The sequence below is a fragment of the Microbacterium sp. MYb54 genome (assembly GCF_002979515.1).
GTDB lineage: Bacteria > Actinomycetota > Actinomycetes > Actinomycetales > Microbacteriaceae > Microbacterium.
In genome coordinates, this window is the sequence record NZ_PCPA01000007.1 from 59,223 (window position 1) to 79,983 (window position 20,761).

The following is a 20,761-nucleotide window of genomic DNA, read 5'->3' on the forward strand; positions in this document are numbered from 1 at the left end:
TCACGCTCCGATTCCGAGGAAGGCGAAGATGGGACCCACCGAGACGATCCCCATGTACCAGGTGAGCAGCGTCACGAGCGTACCGGCGACGAGCAGCCACATCGGGTACTTCTTGGTGCCGAGCAGGTCGCGGCGGAACCAGCCGATGTACATGAAGACGGTGAGTCCGATCGGCAGGATCAGACCGTTGAAGCCACCGACGAACACGAGGATCGCAGCCGGTGCGGTACCGATCGAGAGGTAGACGATCAGCGACACCACGATGAAGGCGACGGTCGCGAGCTGCAGCGGCCATCCGCCCTTGAGCTTCTTGGTGAAGGTGGAGAGGAAGGTCGCCGAGGTGTACGCCGCACCGATGACCGAGCTGATCGCCGCAGCCCAGAAGATCGCGCCGAAGATGCGGAGACCTGCGTCACCGAGCACCGCGCCGAAGGCCTGGCCGGCCGGGTTCGCGCCCTGACCGGAGAGGTCGAGCGTCACGCCGGAGGCCACTACGCCGAGGATCGCGAGGAACAGCACGTAGCGCATGACACCGGTGACGAGGATGCCGTTGGTCGCCGCACGCATCACGGGGCCGGCGTGCTCGGGGCCCGTGTGGCCGGAGTCGAGGTAGCGGTGGGCGCCGGAGTAGGTGATGTATCCACCGACGGTTCCGCCGACGATCGTGGTGATGGTGGCGAAGTTCAGCTCGTCCGGCAGGAAGGTCTGTCGCAGGGCCTCACCGATCGGCGGCTGCGCGATGACGGCCACGATCACGGTCATCACGATCATGGCGATGCCGAGCACGACCAGCACGATGTCCATCACGGGGCCCGCCTTCTTCACGAGGAAGATGATGATCGCGAGGGCCGCGGTGACGATGCCGCCGAGCTTGGGGTCGATGCCGAGCAGAGCGTTCAGTCCGAGCCCACCACCGGCGATGTTGCCGATGTTGAATGCCAGCCCGCCGATCACGACGAGCACGGCGATCAGGTGACCCGAGTAGGGGATCGCGCTGTTGGCGAGTTCGCCCGCACGCTTGCCGGACGAGGTGATCATGCGCCAGACGTTCAGCTGCACGGCGATGTCGACGAGGATCGAGATGAGGATCGCGAACGCGAAGGCCGCCCCCATCGTCGCCGTGAACGTGGCGGTCTGGGTGATGAAGCCGGGGCCGATGGCACTGGTGGCCATGAGGAAGATCGCGCCGATGACGGCACTGCGGCCTGCGCGCTTCTTGGCGGACGAGAGGCGGGCTTCGTCTTCCGGAGAGAGGGAGGCGGTGGACTGCTCAGACATGCGGGGGATTCCCATCGTCGTTGGTGGGTGTCGGGTGACCCCCAGTGTAGAACGGGTAGAACCCGATTGTTCAACAATCATGTTACGGCCGTGCTACAACGCGATTGCCTTCATATGTTCACCCAAGCTCGACCGCAGAAGTGGAGGTCGCGTCCTGCCAGCGCGAGTTCCGTTTTCGTGTCGGGCTTGAGGATGTGCCGCCGGCTAGCAGTCACGAGCGAGAAGAGGACCAGTCCATGGTTCCGCAACCGCCCATGTCCACAGGCCGTCGAATCGGCCAATCCGAAGTCCCGACTAGGGCGTGTCTGACAATTACGTGGTCCTGGCGATGATGCCGTCGAATGCGACGGCGGCGCAGTTGACACTGGTCACGGATCGGTTGGCCGGAGCGAGCGTGGATGCGTCCTGCGAAGATGGTCGAGTGAACGAGAACCCCGATGTCGAGATTCGTCCGTACCGGAGCGAGGACGCACGCGCGACCCTGGCGGTGTTCATTGATGCGGTGACGGTGACCGCAGCAGCTGATTACTCGACCGAACAGATCGCCGCATGGGCGCGTCCGGCACAACGCAACGAGAGCGACTGGGACCGTGCGATGAAGGGCCGCAACAGCTACGTCTGCGTCGTGGATGATGCGATCGCAGGATTCTCCGATGTGAGCCCGACGGGGTACATCGACATGATGTTCGTGTCGCCGCGTCATGCTCGTCGCGGTCTGGCCTCTGCGCTGCTCGCGCTGCTAGAAGCCGAGGCGCGGGCCACTGGTGCCATCGCGCTCTCGGCGGACGTCAGTCTCACAGCGCGCCCCTTCTTCGAACGTCACGGCTTCATCGTGGAGGCCGAGCAACACCCCATGACGGCCGGTGTGCCGATGACAAACTTTCAAATGACCAGGCCGCTTGCTGCATCGAACTCGGGTGTGCTTGACAGAAGTGCGGGTGACGGGCTGGGAGCCTGAGCGGGTGTCGCGCTTCCAAGTGCTCTCGGATGCTCAGTGGTCGTTTATCGAGCCGATGCTCCCGGCGCGGACGGGGCGACGAGGGCGACCGTTCTCCGATGCCAGGTCGATGGTCGAGGCCATCGTCTACCGGTATCGGACCGGGATCGCGTGGCGGGATCTGCTGAGGTGTTCGGCCCGTGGCAAACGGTGTGGACCTGGCATCGCCGGATGGCGGTGGAGGGCACGTGGGAGAAGGTGCATGCTCGATTGACCGCTGCCGCGGATGCCGCCGGATTGGTGGACTGGTCGCTGTCGGTGGACTCCACGATCGCTCGCGCACATCAGCACGCGACGAACACGATGCGCCTCACTGGGGGCTGGGTCGAACTACACGAATCTGCGGGAAGAGCCGCCTGACCACGGCATCGGTCGCTCACGCGGCGGGCTATCGACCAAAGTCCATCAGCTCGTCGATGGTAACGGGCTGCCCTTGGTCGCCAGGATCACGCCCGGTCAGGCCGGTGACTCGCCGATGTTCCTGCCTCTCATGTCGTCGCACCTGCGCGTTGGGCGTGAGATCGGTCGGCCACGCACCAGACCGGACGCGGTACGCGGCGACAAGGCGTACTCGTCTCGCGCGATCCGCTCGCACCTACGCGACCGCGGCATCAAGGCTGTCATCTCCGAGCCCGACGACCAGAAGGGTCACCGCAAACGCCGAGGATCACGAGGCGGACGCCCCGTCGCGCTCGACACGGCCGACTACAGGAACCGCGACGTCATCGAGCGCCGCTTCAGCCACCTCGAGCAGTGGCGCGGCCTGGCCACCCGAAACGACAAACACGCGACCACCTACCGAGCCGCGGTCATCCTCCACGGCATCATCGCCTGGACCAGGCAATTGTCAGACACACCCTAGTCGTGCACAGAGTCTGGGCATCGCTACTTCCCGACGCGCGACAAAGAGGTTGGGGGTGTGGACGAAGAGAGACACATCCTGGACCACCATTTGTCTGTCGGCCAGACGGGGGACAGACAAAAACCACGCGGCAGATTAGGGTGGGAGAGGTCCTGGGGTGTCTTGGGGCGTCGATGAACAATGGGGGGATCACCTGATGAAGATGCAGAAACGTAAAGTCCTCCTAGGCCCCGCATGAAGACACGCGTCGCGGTACGCGCCACGATCATCACCCTCGTGCTCCTCGCAGCAACTCTTCCGCTGCTCGCTCGGATCGACGTGTTCCACGACGCGGTCTGGGCGTTCTGGGGTGTTTCTCTCGTGCTAGTGATCGTTGTCCTCGCGCTTAGCATCAAGAACTTCGCGCGAAGGCAAGACGGACCACGCGGAAGAAGCGAACACGAATAACAAAACGTGAAAGGCCTGGCCCCGCAGGCACCGCTGGCGACCGCAGACGATCCGCCCCTCCGACACCTACGATGAAGGCATGAACCAGCAGGGCCCGCTCGCCGACGTGCTCCGTCAGCGCATCATCGACGGCGACTTCGCACCGGGCTCACGGCTGTCGGAGTCAGCCCTCGCCGAGCAGTTCGACGTGTCACGCAACACCCTCCGCGAGGCGTTCCGGGTGCTCGCAGAGCAGGGGCTCGTCGAGCACATCCCGCACCGCGGCGTCTCAGTGGCCTCCCCCACCATCGCCGACGTGATCGACATCTACCGTGCCCGCCGCGTGATCGAGTGCACGGCGCTGCGCCAGTCCGAGCCCGAGCATCCCGCCGTGCAGCTCATGCGCGACGCCCTGGCCGAGGCCGAGGAGCAACTGCCGCACGAGGACTGGCGGCGCATCGGCAGCGCGAACATGGCCTTCCACGACGCGATCGTGGCCCTCGCCGACAGCGCCCGGCTCGCGCGCACCTACCGCGATGTGGCCGCCGAGCTGCGACTCGTCTTCCTCGAGATCGACGAGCCGCGATCTTTGCACGAGCCGTTCGTCCGGCGGAACCGTGCCGTGCTCACAGCGCTGCTGGAAAGGGGCCCCGAAGCGGCCGCCGAAGAGCTCGAGCGCTACCTCACCGCATCTGAACGCAGCGTCCTCGGAGCCTTCGCCCGCATGGGTCACCCCTGACCCCCGACGTCTCGGGGAGCCGGACACCACCTTCGACCAGAACAGTGTTCGGTATTTTTGACCTGAGTGCATAAATCTGTGAACATGCCGGGAAATGCCTTGCGATCTCGTGAAAGCCATGGTTACGTGAGCGGACTTCGGCACGATCGGCGGCGCAGAGTTGCTCGCCTTTCATCCGGAGGCCGCGTGCCGAGGGGGCGCGCGGATCGTTCAGATCGAAAAGGACTACTACTTTGCGACTCACGAGAAAACTGGCGTTCGCCGCTACCGCGGCTGCTGCGCTCTGCCTCGGCACGGTCATCCCCGCTGCCGCCAATTCCACACCCGACGCCGACGACGTCCCCACCTTCCAGGAGTTCGAAGCGTCGACCTACCGAGACATCGACGGCGCCTACGTCGTCAACGGAGACGAGGTGATCTCCGACCGGGGCGAACTGCGGTCGTTCTACGAACAGCTCCTCGGCGCCGACCCCGTGACCAACGGCCTCATCGTCCAAACGGTCAACGGCCTCGACGACATGTGGTCTGACGAGCAGGTGGCGAACCTCACCTACTGCGTCAGCACCGCGTTCGGCGAGCGTCACGCCGAAGTCGTGAGCGCAATGGAGAGCGGCGCCGCACTCTGGGAGGCGGCATCCTCGAAGATCGACTTCATCTACGACAGCAGCGCCGATGCGAAGTGCACAACGCGTAACGCCACCGTCCTCTTCTCGGTGGAGCCGGTGCAGACGACGCAGTACACCGCCCGGGCCTTCTTCCCGAGCGATCCGCCGAAGCTGCAGAACGTTCTCATCGACGACTCGATCTGGTCATCCGGGGCCATCACGCCGACGAACGTGATCGGCCACGAGCTCGGCCACGTGCTCGGCTTCCGACACGAGCACACTCGACCTGAGTCTGGCACCTGCTTCGAGGACAACAACTGGCGACCGCTGACGCCGTACGACTCGTCATCGATCATGCATTACCCGACGTGCAACGGATCGTCCGACGACCTGTCGATGACGAGCGCCGACATCGAGGGAGCCGTCGCTCTCTACGGGAACTGACGCAGTCCAGCGCTTCGAATCAGCGGGGCCCGGTCGTTCTCGACCGGGCCCCGCGTTCGTCAGCAAGCGACGCCCTGGGCCTACTCGTCCAGACGCAGCGCCGCCGTCGCCCTCGGTCGCGGTTCGCCCTCACGGAGCGGCGCCGGCGGCGCGATCGGCGTCGTCGGCTCGGGCAATCCGTACCGCCGGAACATCCAGCGCCGAGCGTCCTCGAGCGGATACGTGCCGCCGAAGACGGCGGACTTCACGAAGACACCCTCGATCGTGCTGCGGAGCATGACCTCCTCGAGAGCGGGATCCTCGGCCCCGCGCGCGCGGAACAGGTCGCGAACAGCGTCTTCCGCTGCCGTCGCTCCCGCTTCATGCCGCGCCTCAGATTCGGCGAACAACCGGTGCGTGGCCGGCTGCTGCTGCATCGCCAGCACCGCGCGCTGCAGCGGTATCGCGTAGGCGGTCGCGGTGAGAGCGCCGTCGATCACGGCGGCGAGCATCTCATCGGGCGTCCCCTCGACACGGGCGAAGCCCAGCACCGTCTCGAACCAGCGGTCGATGACGGCCGCGACCAGCTGCTCCTTGCCGCCGAAGTGGTAGTTCACGAGCCCCTGGGCGACACCTGCCCGCTTCGTGATCTCAGCGATACTGGCGCCCGCGACGCCGCGTTCACTGAAGGTGTCGATCGCCGCCTGCAGGATGATCTCCCTGGTGCGTTCTCGGGCCAGCCGGTTCTGCTCGTCGGAGCGCGCCACGTGGCATCCACCTCCTGAGTCCCGCCAGCCTGTCTTTCCGAATCGCTCCCCTGCCGTATAGATTACTCACTGAATGTTCGTTCAATCTATGAGCGGACACGGATTCATCCCCTTCCAGGAGCACCCATGCACTCTTTCGCGAGCGTCGACTTCAACAGCGTGACCTCGATCTTCGAATGGCTCGTCAGCCAGTGGTGGGCTTGGGCGATCGTCGGCGTCGTGGTGCTGTTCTTCCTCGTGATCTGGATCCTCCCCGACGCCAAGGTCAAGGCCTCGCCGGACTACTCGACGACGGACCGAGAGGCCGACGAGATCGCACTCGGCTTCCTGCAGATCGTGAATCTTCCCTCCGGCCACTGGAACGACCCGACCGCATCGATCCTCGGAGACCGCGAGAAGAAGGTGCTCGTCGACCAGTGGGGCGTGCACACGCGCGACGAGTGGCTGGCGAACGTCGAACGCCTCACCACGGTGCGACGCCGCCGTGAGGTGTGGGTGCTCTACCTCGCCGTCCGCACCGAGCTCGCCCAGCGTCTCGGACGCACCCCGAAGGCCAAGGAGTGGCTCGCCGCGATCGTGCAGGAGGGCGGAGACAAGCGCGACGCGCGCACCTTCGTCACCTCGATCGAGTACTCCGAGTCCGAGGTGCGCAAGCGCGTCGGCAAAGACATCGTCACCCCCGGGCTGTTCGTGAAGACCCTCGACGGCTACGCGCTCGGCCAGGCCGTCGCGATGACGACCTGGGGCGTCGCACTCGGACACGGCGACGTCGCCGAAGCACGGCAGATCATCCACCGCATCAACGTCGAAGGGCGCCCGCCCTTCGAGTCGTGGGCCGACTTCGGACTGAGCTACATCGTGGGCCGTGTCATGCACTGGTCTGACGGCAACGTCGACGAGAAGTCGTTCGAGAAGTTCGGCGACGGCTGGTCCGACTTCAAGGCCGCTGCGACTGAGAAGCGCAACGGTCCGTGGGCGACGCTGTCGTGGAGCCTGTAGCCGTAGATCTGGACCCGCTGCGACGAAGCGCGGGACTCCGCGACATCCTCACGTACGAACGCATCTGCGGGATGCCTCCGCATCGCCGCTTCGTGGTGATCCTGGCAGCGGTGCTGCTGTTCGCTGCCGCGATGCTCACCGGCCTGTGGTTCCTCGGCCGCAGCGACATCCTCGCCGTCGCGCCGATCCTGGGCGTGTTCGTGATCGGATACACCGTGCTCGCCGCGGTCGGCTTCCTGTGGTGGGCGGTGGGATTGAGCCGGCGGGTGAAGATCGCCGCGTTCGCCTGGCAGAACGGATGGGCCTACGCCGACACGCTCGAGCGCACCCGTCGCCCCGGCGCCGCGTTCGCCCGTGTGGTGCACGGGAGGGAGCGTGCGGTCATCGCCTGTGACGACGCACGGATGCCGTTCGAGTTGGGCATGCACCATTCGGTGTCACACGGGCAGGAGCGCGCCACGATCCAGCGGCCGTTCGCCTTCATCGAGCTGCCGCTGCCGGCATCCGTGCCGCACATCGTGCTCGCGAACCGCAAGCGCAGCATCATTCCGACGCTCGGGCTCGGCCGCGGCGCCGCGCGGATGGACCTGGAGGGGGATTTCGCGAAGACGTTCCGTCTCATCGTGCCGGAGGGCTACCAGCAGGACGCGCTGTACATCTTCACCCCGGATCTCATGGCCCGCGTTCTGGACCTCGGATCGGGTGCCGAGATCGAGCTCGTCTCCGACCGACTCTACGTGTACCTCCCCGCACGCACCCGATTCGACCGCGCCGAGACCATGGCGGCCGCTCTCGTGCTGGCCGAGGAGTTCCACCGCCGCTTCGCCGCACGTACTGAGCTGTACGGCGACGACAACGCCGGCGACATCGCCGCCAGAGCGGGTGTGGCGGTCGGGCTGCGCGGTCAGCGGCTGGGCGGCCGCGGCATCTCGGTCTTCGCAGTCGCGGGCACGACCGCGGTGCTCCTGCTGTCCGCAGGGCTTACCGCCATCTCCCTGTTCGGCGGTGATCTGCTCGCATCTCTCTTCGGCTGACCTGTTCAGCCGTGCACGGCCCCGGTCCGAGGCCGTGCGACACAGACGCACGGGTGCGTCCCTGGCCCGGAGGGGGCGCCAGGGGCGCGCCCGTGTCCATCCGATCTCGGGCCGATACCAGCCGGTTCGATTGAATATCGGATCGCGTCGACCAGATTGGTATCGTCGACCAGGCCGGACCCGGGGGGGGATGCATGGGCAGATCGAAGAGCTCGCGGAAGAAATCTCGACGCGGAGCCACGCCGGCGACGGACCCCGGTGCGGCGGCCGGGACCGCCGCGCCGACGCGCTACCGCGCGGGACTCGTCATCGTTCATGGGATCGGTCACCAGTCGCCCGGGCAGACCCTCGATCATGTGTCCCGACGAGTGAAGGCGACTCTGTCGGAGATGGGTCACGCCGCCGGAGTCTGCGATCAGCGCCGCACCCCCGGCTCACCCCTGAGCCAGGTCGTCGACGTCGACGGCCGCCATTCCGCGCTCCTCGTCGAGGCGCACTGGGCCGACGTCGTCGCGGACCATCGTGAACGCGGTTTGCTCGCTGCCCTCCGGCGGCTGTGGTTCCTGATCTCCACGCTTCCGTACCTGCTGCCGGCCCTGCTCGCGCCGCGATTCCACGAATCAGAGGTCGCACCGAGGCCTGCGCCTGTCCCGCGGCGCAGGCTTTTCGCCGGCATCCGGTCCGAGACCGAGGACTTCATCCGGCTCGCCCCGACCATGTCCCGCTCGATAACGCTCTACGCGTTCCTCGCCGCGATCGCCATCGGGTTCTCCTCGCTGCCGCTCTGGCTCGCCATGTCGCTGTGCGCGACGGCCATTCTGCTCGTGATCGTGCTGCTGGCGTCATCGCGGGATGTCACAGAGCACGTGTACGTCGCGACGCTGAGCGACCACCGACGTGAGGAGATCCTGCAGCGCGTGGCGACCAGCATCGACTTCGCCGCACAGCAGTGCGACGAAGTGTGGGTGATGGGACACTCGCAGGGCGGCTATCTCGCCCACACTCTGCTCGCCGAGCGCGGTCGACACTGGCCGAATGTGCGCCGCTTCACCGGTGTCGCTTCCGGACTCCGGCCGATCCACCTGATCTCGATGCTGCGGAACCCGCTCTGGGCGCTCGCCGGCTGGGTCTGGCTCGGCGGCATCGTCCTCTTCTCGATCGGCGTCATTCAGATGCTGGAACCGGGAGGTCCGCTCAATACGGACGCCTCGCGCGCGATCGGCGTGATCGGTCTCTTCGTCCTCGTCGCCCCCGCACTGCTCTTCTCCCTCCCCGTCGACCTGATGACGGAACTCTCGAGCGGGCTGATACCGACGAACTGGTGGTTCCTGCTGTACATCGGACTCGGACTGGCGACCGCGGTCATCGCGGTCCTGCTGCAGAAGCAGAGCGGCGTGGAGATGACGACGATCCCCGAGCTGCCTCCTCAGATCACCTGGGAGGAGATGTCCGCCCGTGGCGACGTGGTCGGCAGCATGTCGGTGCCGGAACTGCCGCCCTCAGCGATCCCGATGACGATCCCGAGCGTCAACAACCCGCTCGTCGACCACCTGCTGTCCTCGTACCTCGGTGCACGATCGGTCCTGCGCTTCGACATCAGCGCCTGGCTGGCGCGGCGGAAGTCGCCACCCGTCGACGGACTGCGGCGTTCGCTTGCGGCACTCTCCGAGAGCAACTACGTATTCCGCATCTCGACGCAGATCGTGTTCGTCATGATGTTCGTCGCGTTCCCCGTGGTGATGGGGCTGCCTCTTCTCGTCGTCGTGGCGAACGTGTTGGTCACCGGGATCGCGACCGCGGCGATCACCGGGATCTGGACCATGAACCGGTGGCGGAACGGCGCGACCAGGCGGATCAAGGCCTTCACGACGAGCGCCGCCGAGGGGAGAAAGGACGTCCTCTATCCTCAGACCTTCCGACGCCGTCGGCGCAGCCTCGTGATGTCGCTGTCGGCTGCGGCCGTGAGCGGCATCGGCGGCTTCGGGATGACGATCGTCGCCGCCACCGGCGAGCTCGGCGCGCCCGATCGCCTGGCTGTCCTCACCGAGCACCTCCGCGGCGGAGGCACGTATCTGATCTTGGCCGGGCTGGCGGCGACGGTCGCCCTGTGCACGGGCATCGCCGGCACGAGGGGCGTCCGCGCCTGGCTGACGGTCGCACTCGTCCTGTCGGCGTTCTCTCTACTCGTGGTGCTCAGCGGCGGGTCGGAATGGGCGATCCGCCTGTTCCCCGGCGTCCACTTGCCGATCATCTCGGCCGGGCTCGTCACGACAGCCCTCGCCTGGAGTCGTCGGCTCCCCACGCATGCGTGACGGTCGACGTCAGGCGGATGCTCTGATCACGAGCTCCGTCGGCAGGATCGTCGTCGTCGGCGGCTCTTCGCCGGCGAGACGCGACAGCAGGACCCGCGCCATGGCCTCACCCTGTGCGTACATGGGCTGACGCATCGTGGTCAGCTGCGGATCGGTCGTGAGCGCGACCGAGGAATCGTCGAAGCCGACCAGCGCGATGTCCTCCGGCACGCGTACGCCGGCCGAACGCAGGGCGGTCAGCGCGCCACGGGCCATCAGGTCGCTCGCGACGAAGATCGCATCCGGGCGCCCGCCGTCGAGGAGTCGTCTGGCGGCCTCCGCACCGCTCGACTCGCTGTAGTCGCCCTCTTCCTCGGCGTACGGGGCGAGGCCGGCCTCCGCCAGAGCGGCGCGGAACCCCTGCACACGGTCTTCCGAGGCGACCATCGTGAGCGGACCGGAGATCGTCGCGATGCGTGTGCGGCCGATGTCGATCAACCGCTGGGTGGCGTTCTTCGCTCCGGCCACGTTGTCGACGTCGACGACGTAGTCCCCCTCGTGACGGCGCACGGGGCGCCCGCCGAAGACCACCGGCACGGCATCCGCGATCCTGTCGATGAACGCGTCGCTCGTGTGATGCGAGACGATCAGTGCGCCGTCGACTCCACCGTTGCGCACGAAGCTGGTCATCTTGTCGCCGGGGTCATCGCTCGCGATCAACAGGTTGAGCAGGTAGTCCGAGCCGCCGAGTGCACCTGTGATGCCCGCGACGATGGCCGCGAAGAACGGGTCGCCGAAGAAGCGCGTGGTGTCTTCGGGGACGATCAGCGCGATGGCGTGGGTCTGGCGTGACGCCAGGGAGCGCGCGGCCCGGTTGGGCACGTAGTTCAGTTCGTCGATCGCCGCGCGCACCGCGGCGAGGGCCTCCGGGCTCACGGCCGTCGACCCGTTCACGACCCGCGACACGGTCGACCGGGAGACACCCGCAGTGGATGCCACTTCTTCGATGGTCGCTCGGGGCGACATCAGCGTACGCACTCTTCCATCGCCCTATTCTCACCGGTCCGCTCACTCTGCGCCGACGCTCGCGCTCCGAGTCGCGCAAATGGTCGCATCTCGGCCCCGGATACGACCATTCACGCGATTCGAGGGGCGGACGGTGTCTCCTCGATGTCGACGAGCCAGCCGACCCGTTGGCGGCGGCGCTCCTCGGCCGGCGACTCCTCGGCATCAGCGGGTCGGGCGGACGGCCCGTGATGCTCGACGGCCGCGACCGGGATTCCTCCGACGGACGACAGTCTGGTCGTGCCGGGCACCCGTTCGATGCTGGACCCTTGCCGCGAGAACCTCGCCCCCGCGGACACGCCATCCGGAAGCCGCATCCTGCCGGACGGCCGGGCCCGGGCGAACGGGTCCACGAAGTGCTCGAACCTGCGCTCGACAACTTCCCGACTGGCCTCATGCACCGCGACGACTCTGCCGCGAACCCGATCCGCGTACTCCTCTTCGTGGTGCGACTCCAGTGCATCGACGGTGCCGGTCAGCTCCGCGCCCAACTCGTCGACCAGGACCTCCGGATCACGCGACCGGATGCCGAAGTCGACCTCGTCGCCGATCTCGAACGGTTCTCCGCAGCACGCCCATTCCCACGACGTGAGCCACACACGCGTCATGCGGCCAGACTATCCCCGACGCCCGGATCAGAGCGCGCGGGCACCGATGATGCGGGCGTACTCCCGGCCCGAGTCCTTCAGGCTCCGTTCCTGGGTGCCGTAGTCGACGCGCACGATGCCGAAGCGCTTGTCGTAGCCCCAGGCCCACTCGAAGTTGTCGAACAGCGACCAGTAGAAGTAGCCGCGCACGTCGACACCCGCCTCTGCGGCATCGAGCACCGCGCCCAGGTGCAACCGCAGGAACTCGGTGCGGTCGGCGTCGTGCACACGCGTCTCGCCCTCGTCGATCACCACGACGTCGTCATAGGCCGCGCCGTTCTCGGTCATGTAGAGCACGGTGCCGGCTGGTTCGGCGTATTCGGTCCAGATCCGCTGCAGCACGCGGGTGAGGCCCTCGGGCTGCACCTCCCAGTTCTGCGCTGTGCGCGGCAGGCCCCGCTCGACCGCATGGATGCCGTCACTCGACGGATACGGGCTGCGCCCCACGCGCTCGGTCTCGGGCTCCGCGGAGACGGGCCCCTCGACCGGGGCCGTGCCCGAGACGAAGTCGCCGTGGTAGTAGTTCACGCCCTGGGTGTCGATGTGCTGCGCGATGACCGCGAGGTCGCCGTCGTGGACGGCCTCCTCGAACTGAGCAACCGCGTCGGCGTCGACCGCGCGGATGTCTTCGACGATGTCGGCCGGGTAGCTGCCCCGATAGATCGGATCGAGGAACCAGCGGTTGAACTGCCCGTCCACGCGACGAGCGGCGTCGACGTCGGCCGGGTTCTGCGGGTCGGCGGGATCGGCGACCGTGTGGTTCAGAGTGATGCCGAGGTTGAGCGACGCATCACGTCGGCGGAGCTCCTGCACGGTCTTGCCGTGCGCGAGCAGCAGATGGTGCGAGGCGAGCAGCCCCTCCGCGATGCTGGTGTGCCCCGGCGCGTGCTCCCCCGCCGTATAAGAGAGGAACGACGAACACCACGGCTCGTTCAGCGTGGTCCACACGTTCACGCGGTCGCCGAGCGCATCGTGCATGGTGCCGGCGTACTCGAGGAAGCGGTCGACCGTGTCGCGGTTCGTCCAGCCACCGGCATCCTGCAGCGCCTGGGGCATGTCCCAGTGGTACAGCGTCAGCCAGGGCAGGATGTCGGCGGCGAGCAGTTCGTCGACCAGGCGCTCGTAGAAGTCGACGCCCGCCGCGTTGACGGCTCCGCCGTCTGGACGCACCCGCGACCAGGAGGTCGAGAACCGATACGTCTGCAGGCCGAGCTGCTTCATGAGCGCGACGTCCTGCGGATACCGGTGGTAGTGATCACAGGCGATGTCGCCGTTCTCGGCACCGATCACGGCTCCGGGAACTCGGGCGAAAGCATCCCAGATCGATGCCGTGCGCCCATCCTCGAACGCCGCACCCTCGATCTGGTACGCGGCGGTCGCGGCGCCGAACAGGAAGTTCTCGGGGAAGGAGCGGGTCATAGGGGTCATCCTTTCACCGCGCCAGCCATGATGCCACTGACCAGCTGCCTACCCGCGACCACGAAGAGCACGAGCAGCGGGAGGGTCGCGAGCACCGCACCGGCGAGCACGATCGAGTAGTCGATGTAGTAGCCCGACTGCAGCTGGCTGAGTGCCGTCTGCAGGGTCGGGTTCTGCGGGGAGAGCACGATCAGCGGCCAGAGGTAGTCGGTCCATGCCGTCATGAAGGTGAACAGGCCGAGGATCGCCATGGCGGGCCGTGCTGCGGGGATCCCGACCGTGAGGAAGGTGCGGAACTGGTTCGCGCCGTCCATGCGGGCGGCCTCGATCAGCTCGTCCGGGATCACGTCGACCAGATACTGCCGCATGAAGAAGACACCGAACGCGGTGACGAGCGTCGGCACGATGACAGCTCCGATGGAGCCCGTCCACCCGAGCTCACGCATCAGCATGAACAGCGGGATGATGCCCAGCTGCGTCGGGATCGCCATGGTCGCGATCACGAAGATCATCAGACCCTCTCGGCCCTTGAACCGGAGCTTCGCGAACGCGTAGCCGGCGAGCGTCGAGAACGTGACGACCGAGACGGTGATGATGCCCGAGATGAGGAAGGAGTTGCCCAGCGCCAACCAGAACGGGATCGCGTCGAACACCTTGGCCGCGTTGGTGAAGAAGTTGCCGCCGGGGATCAGGGGCAGGGTCTCACCACGCGTGGCGTTCGTGCCGCTCGCGACCACGACCGACCACCACAGCGGATACACGCTGCCGATGATGAATGCGGCCAGCAGCCCGTACGTGAGGAAGCCGGGGCGGCTGCCGATACCGGCGGTGCCGGACGATGTGCTGCGGCGACGGCGGATCTTCTCGGGGACGCTCAGCGCCTGGGTGGCGGTCATCGCGCGTTCTCCTCGGTCGTGATGGCGATCGTCGTTCCGGCGGCAGCACTGGTCGCCGCCGAGTCGGCGGTGCGCGCTCGGCGGCGGGCGGCACGATTCTTGGGGGCGTCTCCGGTGGAGATGCGCCGGGAGATGAGGAAGTTGATCACGCCGATGGCGACGATCAGAAGGAAGAGCAGGATGGCGACCGCGGATGCCTCGCCCAGGTTGCGGCGGAAGAACGCGAGCTCCCATAGGAACAGCACGGTGGTCTGGAACTGCCGGTCGCTGCCACCGATGCCGCCGGCCGTCGACACGTCGAACAGGCGCGGCTCGGCGAAGATCTGCAGCCCGCCGATCGTCGCGGTGATGATGACGAAGATCAGGGTGGGACGGATCGTCGGGATCGTGATCGAGAAGAAGCGGCGTGCGGCCCCTGCCCCGTCGAGCGCGGCCGACTCGTACAGGTCGCGCGGTACTGCCTGCATCGCGGCGAGGAGGATGAGGGCGTTGTAGCCGGTCCAGCGGAAGTTCACCATGACCGCGATCGCGATGTGCGACAGGGCAGTGTTGTGCTTCCACTCCTGGTCGGCGATGCCGATGAGGTTGAGCAGGTTGTTGGCCAGGCCGTCGGCCTCGTTGAAGATGCTCGAGAAGATGATGGCGACGGCGACCGGAGTGACCACGAACGGGATGAGCACGCTCATGCGCCAGAAGGTCGGAGCCCGCAGTCCGCGGTCGAGGAGATACGCGATCACGAGGGCCACGGCCAGCTGCGGGATCGCGGAGAGCAGGAAGATGCTCAGGGTGTTGCCGATCGAGTTCCAGAACATCGCATCGCCGAGGATCTCGGCGAAGTTGCCGAACCCGACGAAATCGCCCTCGCCCTTGAGCAGGTCCCACTCGTGCACGGCCACCCAGACGGTGTAGAGCAGCGGGAACAGGCCGACCAGCCCGAACAGGAGGAAGAACGGCGAGATGTAGAGGTACGGCGAGGCGTTCTGGTCGAACCGGGAGACGCGGTGGCGCCAGGAGCGCTTCGGCGGAGCATCCGTTGCCGGGGATGCGGCGCGCTGCTGCTGCGCGGGCGGGGCGGTGAGAGTCATGGAGTGTCCTTGTCCCGGTGTTCCGAGGGGTTCCGGTCGCAGTTCCTGTCGTCGACCGTGGGGTGGAGGCGGCAGGAACTGCGACCGGAAGGGGAGGGTCAGTCGACGAGCTCGTTCAGCAGGCCGATCGCCTGGTTCCAGGCGCCCTGCGTGTCGGTGTCGCCGCGGTCGAGGCTGCTGAGAGCCGGACCGAAGACGTTCTCCTGGATGACCGAGTCATCGGCGCCCTTGAACTGTGCGACGACACCCTTGGCACGCTCGGCGAGGATGGCCCCGGTCGGAGCGTCGTTGAAGAAGGCGTTCGGCGTCGCGTCGGAGGCGAGCGTCTCCTGCGCCTTGATCGTCGAGGGGAAGTTGCCCGCTGCAGCGGACTGCTTCACCTGCTGCTCGGGCTGCGTCAGCCAGTCGGCGAGCTCTGCAGCCGCCTTCTTGTGCTGCGAGGTCTCCGGGATCGACAGGAACGCCCCACCCCAGTTGGCCGCGCCTCCGGGGAACACATCGGCGAAGTCCCATCCGGTGGAAGCGTCGCCGCCGCCGGCCTCGACCTGGCCCTGCACGACGCCGAGCATCCAGCCCGGGCAGACGAAGGTCGCGAAGGTACCGTCGACGAACGACTTGCCGCCGTTCCAGTCCCAGGCCGTCTGGGCTGCCGACTGGCCGCCCTCGGTCGCGGCGCCCAGCAGCTCGAAGCGCTCCTTGAGCTCGGCGTTGTCCTCGACGTTCAGCTCGCCGTCGGTCGTGTAGTAGCCCTCGTTGAGCTGGTTGACCATGGCGTTCCAGACGAAGCCGGAGTGGTCGTACCAGGCCTTGCCGGTCTTCGCGGTGTAGTCGGCGCCGACCTTGAAGTAGTTCTCCCAGTCGCCGCCCAGCAGCTCGGCTACCGACTCACGGTCGCTCGGGAGGCCGGCGGCCTCGAACGCGGCGCCGTTGTAGCAGATGCCGCTCGGGCCGATGTCGGTGCCGTAGCCGATGACGCGGCCTTCGGCGTCGGTCGCCTGGCCGTACTTCCAGTCGACCCAGTCGTCTTTCCGGTCCTCGATGCCGTAGTCGCGCAGATCGACGAAGGTGTCGGAGACATCCATGATCGCGCCGAGCCACCCCTCCTCGATCGCGACGACGTCGCTGAGGCCGGAGCCGGCGGCGATCTTGGTGAAGGCATCGGTACGGGCGTTGCCGCCGGTGTCGATGTTGGTCGCCTCGATCTTGACGTTCGGGTGCGCCTTCTCGTACTCCTTGTAGAGGTCTTCGTAGCCGAAGGTGCCGAACGTGGTGACGGTCAGCGTCACCTCCTCATCGGCGCTCCCTTCCGCTGCATCGCCGGTGCTTCCGGAGCAGCCGGCGAGGGCGAGGGCTGCGACGGATGCCACGGCGGCAGTCACGAGGATCCGGTTGCGGGCACGTGTGTTCACGGTTCACTCCTTTGTGGTGGTCGTGCGGTGTGTGGTGCTTCGGGACAGTTCGTGGGAGCGCTCCCACGAACTGAGGAGTCACTCTATGGGAGCGCTCCCACGGTGTCAACCCGAGCCGGCGCGGGGTACCCTTGGGCAGTGCCCGAAGCCACGCTCTCCCCTGCCCTCGTCCGCGCCGAAGCCCTGATCCGCAATGTGCCGGACTACCCGCAGCCGGGCATCATCTTCCGCGACATCACGCCGCTCCTCGCCGATGCCGAGGCCCTGCGCGTGACGACCGAGGCGATCATCGCGCCCTTCGCCGGTCAGTTCGACGTGATCGCCGGCGTCGAGGCCCGCGGGTTCATCCTCGCCAGCGCCGCTGCCATCGCCGCGGGCGTCGGCCTCATCCCGATCCGCAAGGCCGGCAAGCTGCCGCGCCCCGCGGCATCCGTCGACTACGCCCTCGAGTACGGCACCGCCACGATCGAGATGCACGACGACCTGCCCGCCGGATCCCGCGTACTGCTCATCGACGACGTGCTCGCCACCGGCGGAACCCTCGCCGCGGGGCGCGAGCTCATCGAGCGTCTCGGCAGCCACGTCGTCGGCATCTCGGTGCTGTTCGAGATCGACGGCCTCGGCGGTCGCGAGGCGGTCGGCGACCTCCACACGGTCTTCCACTCCGCATAGCCGCGCTTCTCGTCGCGGTCGTCGCGGTCGTCGCGGTCGTCGCGGTCGTCGCGGTCGTCGCGGTCGTCGAGGTCGTCGCGGTCGTCGAGGTCGTCGAGGTCGTCGAGGTCGTCGAGGTCGTCGAGGTCGTCGAGGTCGTCGAGTGCACGACTTCTCGCCGAGTGCACGGCATCCGCGCGCGCGTAAGCCGTGCACTCGACGGCTAGCCGTGCACTCGACGCCAGGATGCGCCGGGAGCAGCGGGAGCGGCGGGGGCAGTAGACTGGGTGCGCCCGTCCGCCCGCGACTCTTGGAGCCGTCATGCCCACCATCGTCGTCGACGTCATGCCCAAGCCCGAACTGCTCGACCCGCAGGGGAAGGCCGTCTCCGGCGCCTTCGCCCGCCTCGGCGTCGAGGGCTTCACCGACGTCCGCATCGGCAAGCGCTTCGAGCTCACCGTCGAGGGCGAGGTCACCGACGAGGTTCTCGCCGAGGCCAAGCGCATCGCCGACGAGGTGCTCTCCAACTCCGTGATCGAGGATGTCGTGGGCATCGAGGTCGCGGAGTGACCGTCCGCATCGGCGTCATCACCTTCCCCGGCTCGCTCGACGACCGCGACGCCCAGCGCGCCGTGCGCATCGCCGGCGCCGAGCCCGTCGCCCTGTGGCACGGCTCGCACGACCTCGAAGGTGTCGACGCGCTCGTCCTCCCCGGCGGCTTCAGCTACGGCGACTACCTGCGCGCCGGTGCGATCGCCGCGCTCTCGCCGATCATGAGCGAGGTCAAGGATGCCGCGGCCAAGGGCATGCCTGTGCTCGGCATCTGCAACGGCTTCCAGATGCTCGTCGAGGCGCACCTGCTCCCCGGCGGCCTGATCCGCAACAACCACCAGCACTTCGTGCGCCGCGACCAGAAGCTCACGGTCGAGAACTCCGACACCGCCTGGACCAATGCGTTCCGCAACGGCCAGGAGATCGTGATCCCGCTCAAGAACGCCGACGGCGGCTACATCGCCGATGAGCAGACCCTCGACCGCATCGAGGGCGAGGGCCTCGTGACCTTCCGCTACGCCGGAGTGAACCCGAACGGGTCACTGCGCGACATCGCCGGTCTGACGAACGAGGCCGGCAACGTGGTCGGCCTGATGCCGCACCCCGAGCACGCCACCGAGGCGGGCTTCGGCCCCGACACCCCAGCCGCCATGCGCAGCGGTGTCGACGGACTCGACTTCTTCACCAGCGCCATCGCCGCGGTCGCCCGCGTCGCCGCGTAGTCCTCAGGCCAGCTGCTTCCGGTCAGTCGACCGGTAGAGCGAAGGGGTTGTCCCCCACCGCAGCGAGCAGGTACCAGGCCGTCGCGCCCGTGTGCAGGCTCGCGTAGTAGAGGTCGCCGAACCCGGAGTCCAGGCCGTCGTTCGAGGTCGCGACGATCCCCTTGCCGTCGCCGTTCGGGGCATCGCGCTGCGCCAGCCGGATGCTGCTCAGCAGCGTCTCGACCTGGTCGGCATCGCCCGGTGCGTCACGCAGCTCGAGCGCGAGCGCGAGGTGTCCGCTGCCCTCGAACCACGCCTTCGACACGTCGACCTCGCTGATCGAAGGCCCGGTGTAGGGCCCGTCGGTCGCGATGAGGTTGTCGAGCGTCCAATCCAGCGCCGCACCGTAGCGCGGGTCACCGGTGGCGAGTGAGCTCCAGGTCTGCGCGTCCAGGGGGATGGGCCGGGTGTTGATGGTCGAGCCGTCGAGACCCGTCCCCGTGTTCACATGACCGTCTGCGCTCTGCATCGCCGCGACGAACTCTGCCGCGACGGCTGCCCTGTCCGACCAGACCGGGTCGCCGGTGAGCTGGGCCAGCTGCGTGAAGAAGCCGGACACGTCGCTGTTGTGCTCGGTGGACTTCCAGGTCAACGAGGTTCCGTCTTCGAGCTGACCCCCGGTGTAGCCGTACGGGGCTCGCGCCATGTCGGCCGTGTTGTCCTGGATCCACTGACCGACCCGCAGCGCGCCGTCGAGGTACCGCGAATCCCCGGTCGCGTGCGCGAGACGCGTGAGGGCCAGGCCGACCCACGCCTGGTTGCCGGTGAACGAGCCGGGCCCGGTGATCTCCACCCGCCCCTGACGGATACCGTGCGGCTCGTACGATGCCCGTGTGCGGCCGTCGCCGATCGGGTCGTTCTCCTGCACGAACAGGAGCGTGTCACCGATGCTCCGCGCCCGGCGGAGGTCATCCGGAAGGCCACGGGCGGTGTAGGCGATGATCACGAGCGCGTCGTCGTAGACGAACGAGGGCGTGAAGTCCCAGCTCGGGGTGGTGAAGAAGCCCCCCTCGTAGCTGCGCGGCAGGCAGCGGCCTTCGCCATCGCAGAACTCGTCGACACGCGCATCCAGGAACTCGTACGCCAGTGCGACCGACTGCGCGGGGTCCAGCGGGTTGGCCGCGGGCACCGGGTCATCCGAAGATCGAGCAGCGCCCAGGGCAGCAGGTGCGGCGCCCAGGAGCACGACCGCGGCGACGAGCGCGGCCGCGATCATCCACGGAGCCGATCGGCGCGACGGACCGGACATGAAGACCCTCTCGGTCGGAACCGCGGTCCGAGTGGGTGACTCGCGGGCGACCAACAGGTCACGTCAAAAGCCTGACAGGCCCGTCACAGCGGGAGAAGTGGCGAAAGTCTAGTGTTTCCGTTCCGTTCGGCGACGGGGCGATGGTCGGGTCGGAGCTCGCTGGCCTAGCCCAGCGCCGGCGGCCAGACGCCGATGATGATCGCCATGACCACCACCGTGACCAGCTCGTGCGCGATGTTGAGCGTCGTGAGCTTCGTCGACCGCCCCTCGAACGCGTCGTGCGTGATGAACCGGGCGGCGGTGAAGCCCGCCCACAATGTGACCGCAGTGACGATGGCGCCCCAGAAGTACGAGCCGCCGTAGAAGTGCCAGGCGATGGAGGATGCCCCGGCGAGCACCCAGGCCGTGATGAAACTTACGATGACCGTGGTGATGATGGGCCATGCGGCGGTGGCCGCCGGCCGGTCCATGTCGACGTTCGCGAGCTTCGACCACCTCGTGCCGAACACCTTCGGGGCGTACCAGACCGAGCCGACGAGCATGCTCGACGCGGTGGCCAACAGGACCGCCCAGTAATTGATCTCGGGAACCATGACAGCCTCCACT

22 protein-coding genes are annotated in these 20,761 nt (G+C 67.3%); 12 read left to right on the forward strand and 10 right to left on the reverse strand.

Going from position 1 to position 20,761, the window contains the following annotated elements; genetic code table 11:
• A complete protein-coding gene (locus CQ040_RS09640) occupies positions 1 to 1,278 on the reverse strand; it encodes an NRAMP family divalent metal transporter (protein WP_105527695.1) in 1,278 nt (425 codons plus the stop codon).
• A 301-nt stretch (positions 1,279 to 1,579) separates the two neighbouring features.
• Between CQ040_RS09640 and CQ040_RS09645 the strand changes: the two genes are divergently transcribed.
• From CQ040_RS09645 to CQ040_RS09665, 6 genes are all read left to right on the forward strand, one after another.
• Positions 1,580 to 2,236, forward strand: coding sequence for a GNAT family N-acetyltransferase (locus tag CQ040_RS09645; protein ID WP_258131454.1), 657 nt, complete (start codon positions 1,580 to 1,582; stop codon positions 2,234 to 2,236).
• A gap of 19 nt (positions 2,237 to 2,255) precedes the next feature.
• Entirely contained in the window at positions 2,256 to 2,489 is a 234-nt protein-coding gene (locus tag CQ040_RS21230; RefSeq protein ID WP_374954245.1) for a transposase, read from the forward strand.
• Between the two features lie 12 nt (positions 2,490 to 2,501).
• Positions 2,502 to 3,137, forward strand: coding sequence for an IS5 family transposase (locus tag CQ040_RS09650; RefSeq protein WP_374954141.1), 636 nt, complete (start codon positions 2,502 to 2,504; stop codon positions 3,135 to 3,137).
• A gap of 234 nt (positions 3,138 to 3,371) precedes the next feature.
• Positions 3,372 to 3,584 carry a hypothetical protein gene (locus CQ040_RS09655; protein ID WP_105527694.1) on the forward strand — a complete coding sequence of 71 codons (213 nt, stop codon included), beginning with the start codon at positions 3,372 to 3,374 and terminating at the stop codon, positions 3,582 to 3,584.
• Between the two features lie 79 nt (positions 3,585 to 3,663).
• Positions 3,664 to 4,302, forward strand: a complete 639-nt coding sequence (locus CQ040_RS09660) for a GntR family transcriptional regulator (RefSeq protein WP_105527693.1) — start codon at positions 3,664 to 3,666, stop codon at positions 4,300 to 4,302.
• A 233-nt stretch (positions 4,303 to 4,535) separates the two neighbouring features.
• On the forward strand, positions 4,536 to 5,351 hold the full coding sequence (locus CQ040_RS09665) for a M57 family metalloprotease (RefSeq protein WP_105527692.1): 816 nt from the start codon (positions 4,536 to 4,538) through the stop codon (positions 5,349 to 5,351).
• 80 nt (positions 5,352 to 5,431) lie between these two features.
• Here CQ040_RS09665 and CQ040_RS09670 read toward each other — a convergent pair whose 3' ends face one another.
• Complete coding sequence (locus CQ040_RS09670) at positions 5,432 to 6,097, reverse strand: TetR/AcrR family transcriptional regulator (RefSeq protein ID WP_105527691.1); 666 nt, start codon at positions 6,095 to 6,097, stop codon at positions 5,432 to 5,434.
• A gap of 126 nt (positions 6,098 to 6,223) precedes the next feature.
• Here CQ040_RS09670 and CQ040_RS09675 point away from each other — a divergent pair, with 126 nt between their 5' ends.
• The 3 genes from CQ040_RS09675 (at position 6,224) to CQ040_RS09685 (ending at position 10,442) form a co-directional block, all read left to right on the forward strand.
• The gene (locus tag CQ040_RS09675; protein ID WP_105527690.1) at positions 6,224 to 7,096 is read left to right on the forward strand and encodes a DUF1266 domain-containing protein; all 873 of its coding nucleotides are present in this window, start codon (positions 6,224 to 6,226) and stop codon (positions 7,094 to 7,096) included.
• Complete coding sequence (locus CQ040_RS09680) at positions 7,069 to 8,130, forward strand: hypothetical protein (protein ID WP_105527689.1); 1,062 nt, start codon at positions 7,069 to 7,071, stop codon at positions 8,128 to 8,130. The genes CQ040_RS09675 and CQ040_RS09680 overlap by 28 nt, the downstream gene beginning before the upstream one ends.
• A 194-nt stretch (positions 8,131 to 8,324) precedes the next feature.
• The gene (locus CQ040_RS09685) at positions 8,325 to 10,442 is read left to right on the forward strand and encodes a hypothetical protein (RefSeq protein ID WP_105527688.1); all 2,118 of its coding nucleotides are present in this window, start codon (positions 8,325 to 8,327) and stop codon (positions 10,440 to 10,442) included.
• Between the two features lie 9 nt (positions 10,443 to 10,451).
• Here the strand turns inward: CQ040_RS09685 and CQ040_RS09690 are convergent, their stop codons facing one another.
• The 6 genes from CQ040_RS09690 to CQ040_RS09715 form a co-directional block, all read right to left on the reverse strand.
• Positions 10,452 to 11,447 (reverse strand): LacI family DNA-binding transcriptional regulator, encoded by a 996-nt coding sequence (locus tag CQ040_RS09690; protein ID WP_105527687.1) that lies wholly within the window; start codon positions 11,445 to 11,447, stop codon positions 10,452 to 10,454.
• A 110-nt stretch (positions 11,448 to 11,557) separates the two neighbouring features.
• The gene (locus CQ040_RS09695; RefSeq protein WP_105527686.1) at positions 11,558 to 12,094 is read right to left on the reverse strand and encodes a DUF6578 domain-containing protein; all 537 of its coding nucleotides are present in this window, start codon (positions 12,092 to 12,094) and stop codon (positions 11,558 to 11,560) included.
• Between the two features lie 27 nt (positions 12,095 to 12,121).
• Positions 12,122 to 13,552: a GH1 family beta-glucosidase gene (locus CQ040_RS09700; protein ID WP_181156858.1), complete on the reverse strand. Its 1,431-nt coding sequence runs from the start codon at positions 13,550 to 13,552 to the stop codon at positions 12,122 to 12,124.
• 5 nt (positions 13,553 to 13,557) lie between these two features.
• Positions 13,558 to 14,448 carry a carbohydrate ABC transporter permease gene (locus CQ040_RS09705; RefSeq protein WP_105527684.1) on the reverse strand — a complete coding sequence of 297 codons (891 nt, stop codon included), beginning with the start codon at positions 14,446 to 14,448 and terminating at the stop codon, positions 13,558 to 13,560.
• Entirely contained in the window at positions 14,445 to 15,533 is a 1,089-nt protein-coding gene (locus tag CQ040_RS09710) for a carbohydrate ABC transporter permease (protein WP_105527683.1), read from the reverse strand. Before CQ040_RS09710 ends, CQ040_RS09705 begins: the two co-directional genes overlap by 4 nt.
• 98 nt (positions 15,534 to 15,631) lie before the next feature.
• The gene (locus tag CQ040_RS09715) at positions 15,632 to 16,942 is read right to left on the reverse strand and encodes an ABC transporter substrate-binding protein (protein WP_105527682.1); all 1,311 of its coding nucleotides are present in this window, start codon (positions 16,940 to 16,942) and stop codon (positions 15,632 to 15,634) included.
• A gap of 138 nt (positions 16,943 to 17,080) precedes the next feature.
• Between CQ040_RS09715 and CQ040_RS09720 the strand changes: the two genes are divergently transcribed.
• From CQ040_RS09720 to purQ, 3 genes are all read left to right on the forward strand, one after another.
• On the forward strand, positions 17,081 to 17,614 hold the full coding sequence (locus CQ040_RS09720) for an adenine phosphoribosyltransferase (protein WP_105527681.1): 534 nt from the start codon (positions 17,081 to 17,083) through the stop codon (positions 17,612 to 17,614).
• A 300-nt stretch (positions 17,615 to 17,914) separates the two neighbouring features.
• Positions 17,915 to 18,163, forward strand: a complete 249-nt coding sequence (gene purS / locus CQ040_RS09730) for a phosphoribosylformylglycinamidine synthase subunit PurS (protein ID WP_017831295.1) — start codon at positions 17,915 to 17,917, stop codon at positions 18,161 to 18,163.
• Positions 18,160 to 18,867 carry a phosphoribosylformylglycinamidine synthase subunit PurQ gene (gene purQ / locus CQ040_RS09735; protein WP_105527165.1) on the forward strand — a complete coding sequence of 236 codons (708 nt, stop codon included), beginning with the start codon at positions 18,160 to 18,162 and terminating at the stop codon, positions 18,865 to 18,867. The genes purS and purQ overlap by 4 nt, the downstream gene beginning before the upstream one ends.
• A 22-nt stretch (positions 18,868 to 18,889) precedes the next feature.
• Here purQ and CQ040_RS09740 read toward each other — a convergent pair whose 3' ends face one another.
• Complete coding sequence (locus CQ040_RS09740) at positions 18,890 to 20,155, reverse strand: hypothetical protein (RefSeq protein ID WP_105527166.1); 1,266 nt, start codon at positions 20,153 to 20,155, stop codon at positions 18,890 to 18,892.
• 164 nt (positions 20,156 to 20,319) lie between these two features.
• Entirely contained in the window at positions 20,320 to 20,748 is a 429-nt protein-coding gene (locus CQ040_RS09745; RefSeq protein ID WP_105527167.1) for a DUF1761 domain-containing protein, read from the reverse strand.
• Between the last annotated feature and the right edge of the window lie 13 nt (positions 20,749 to 20,761).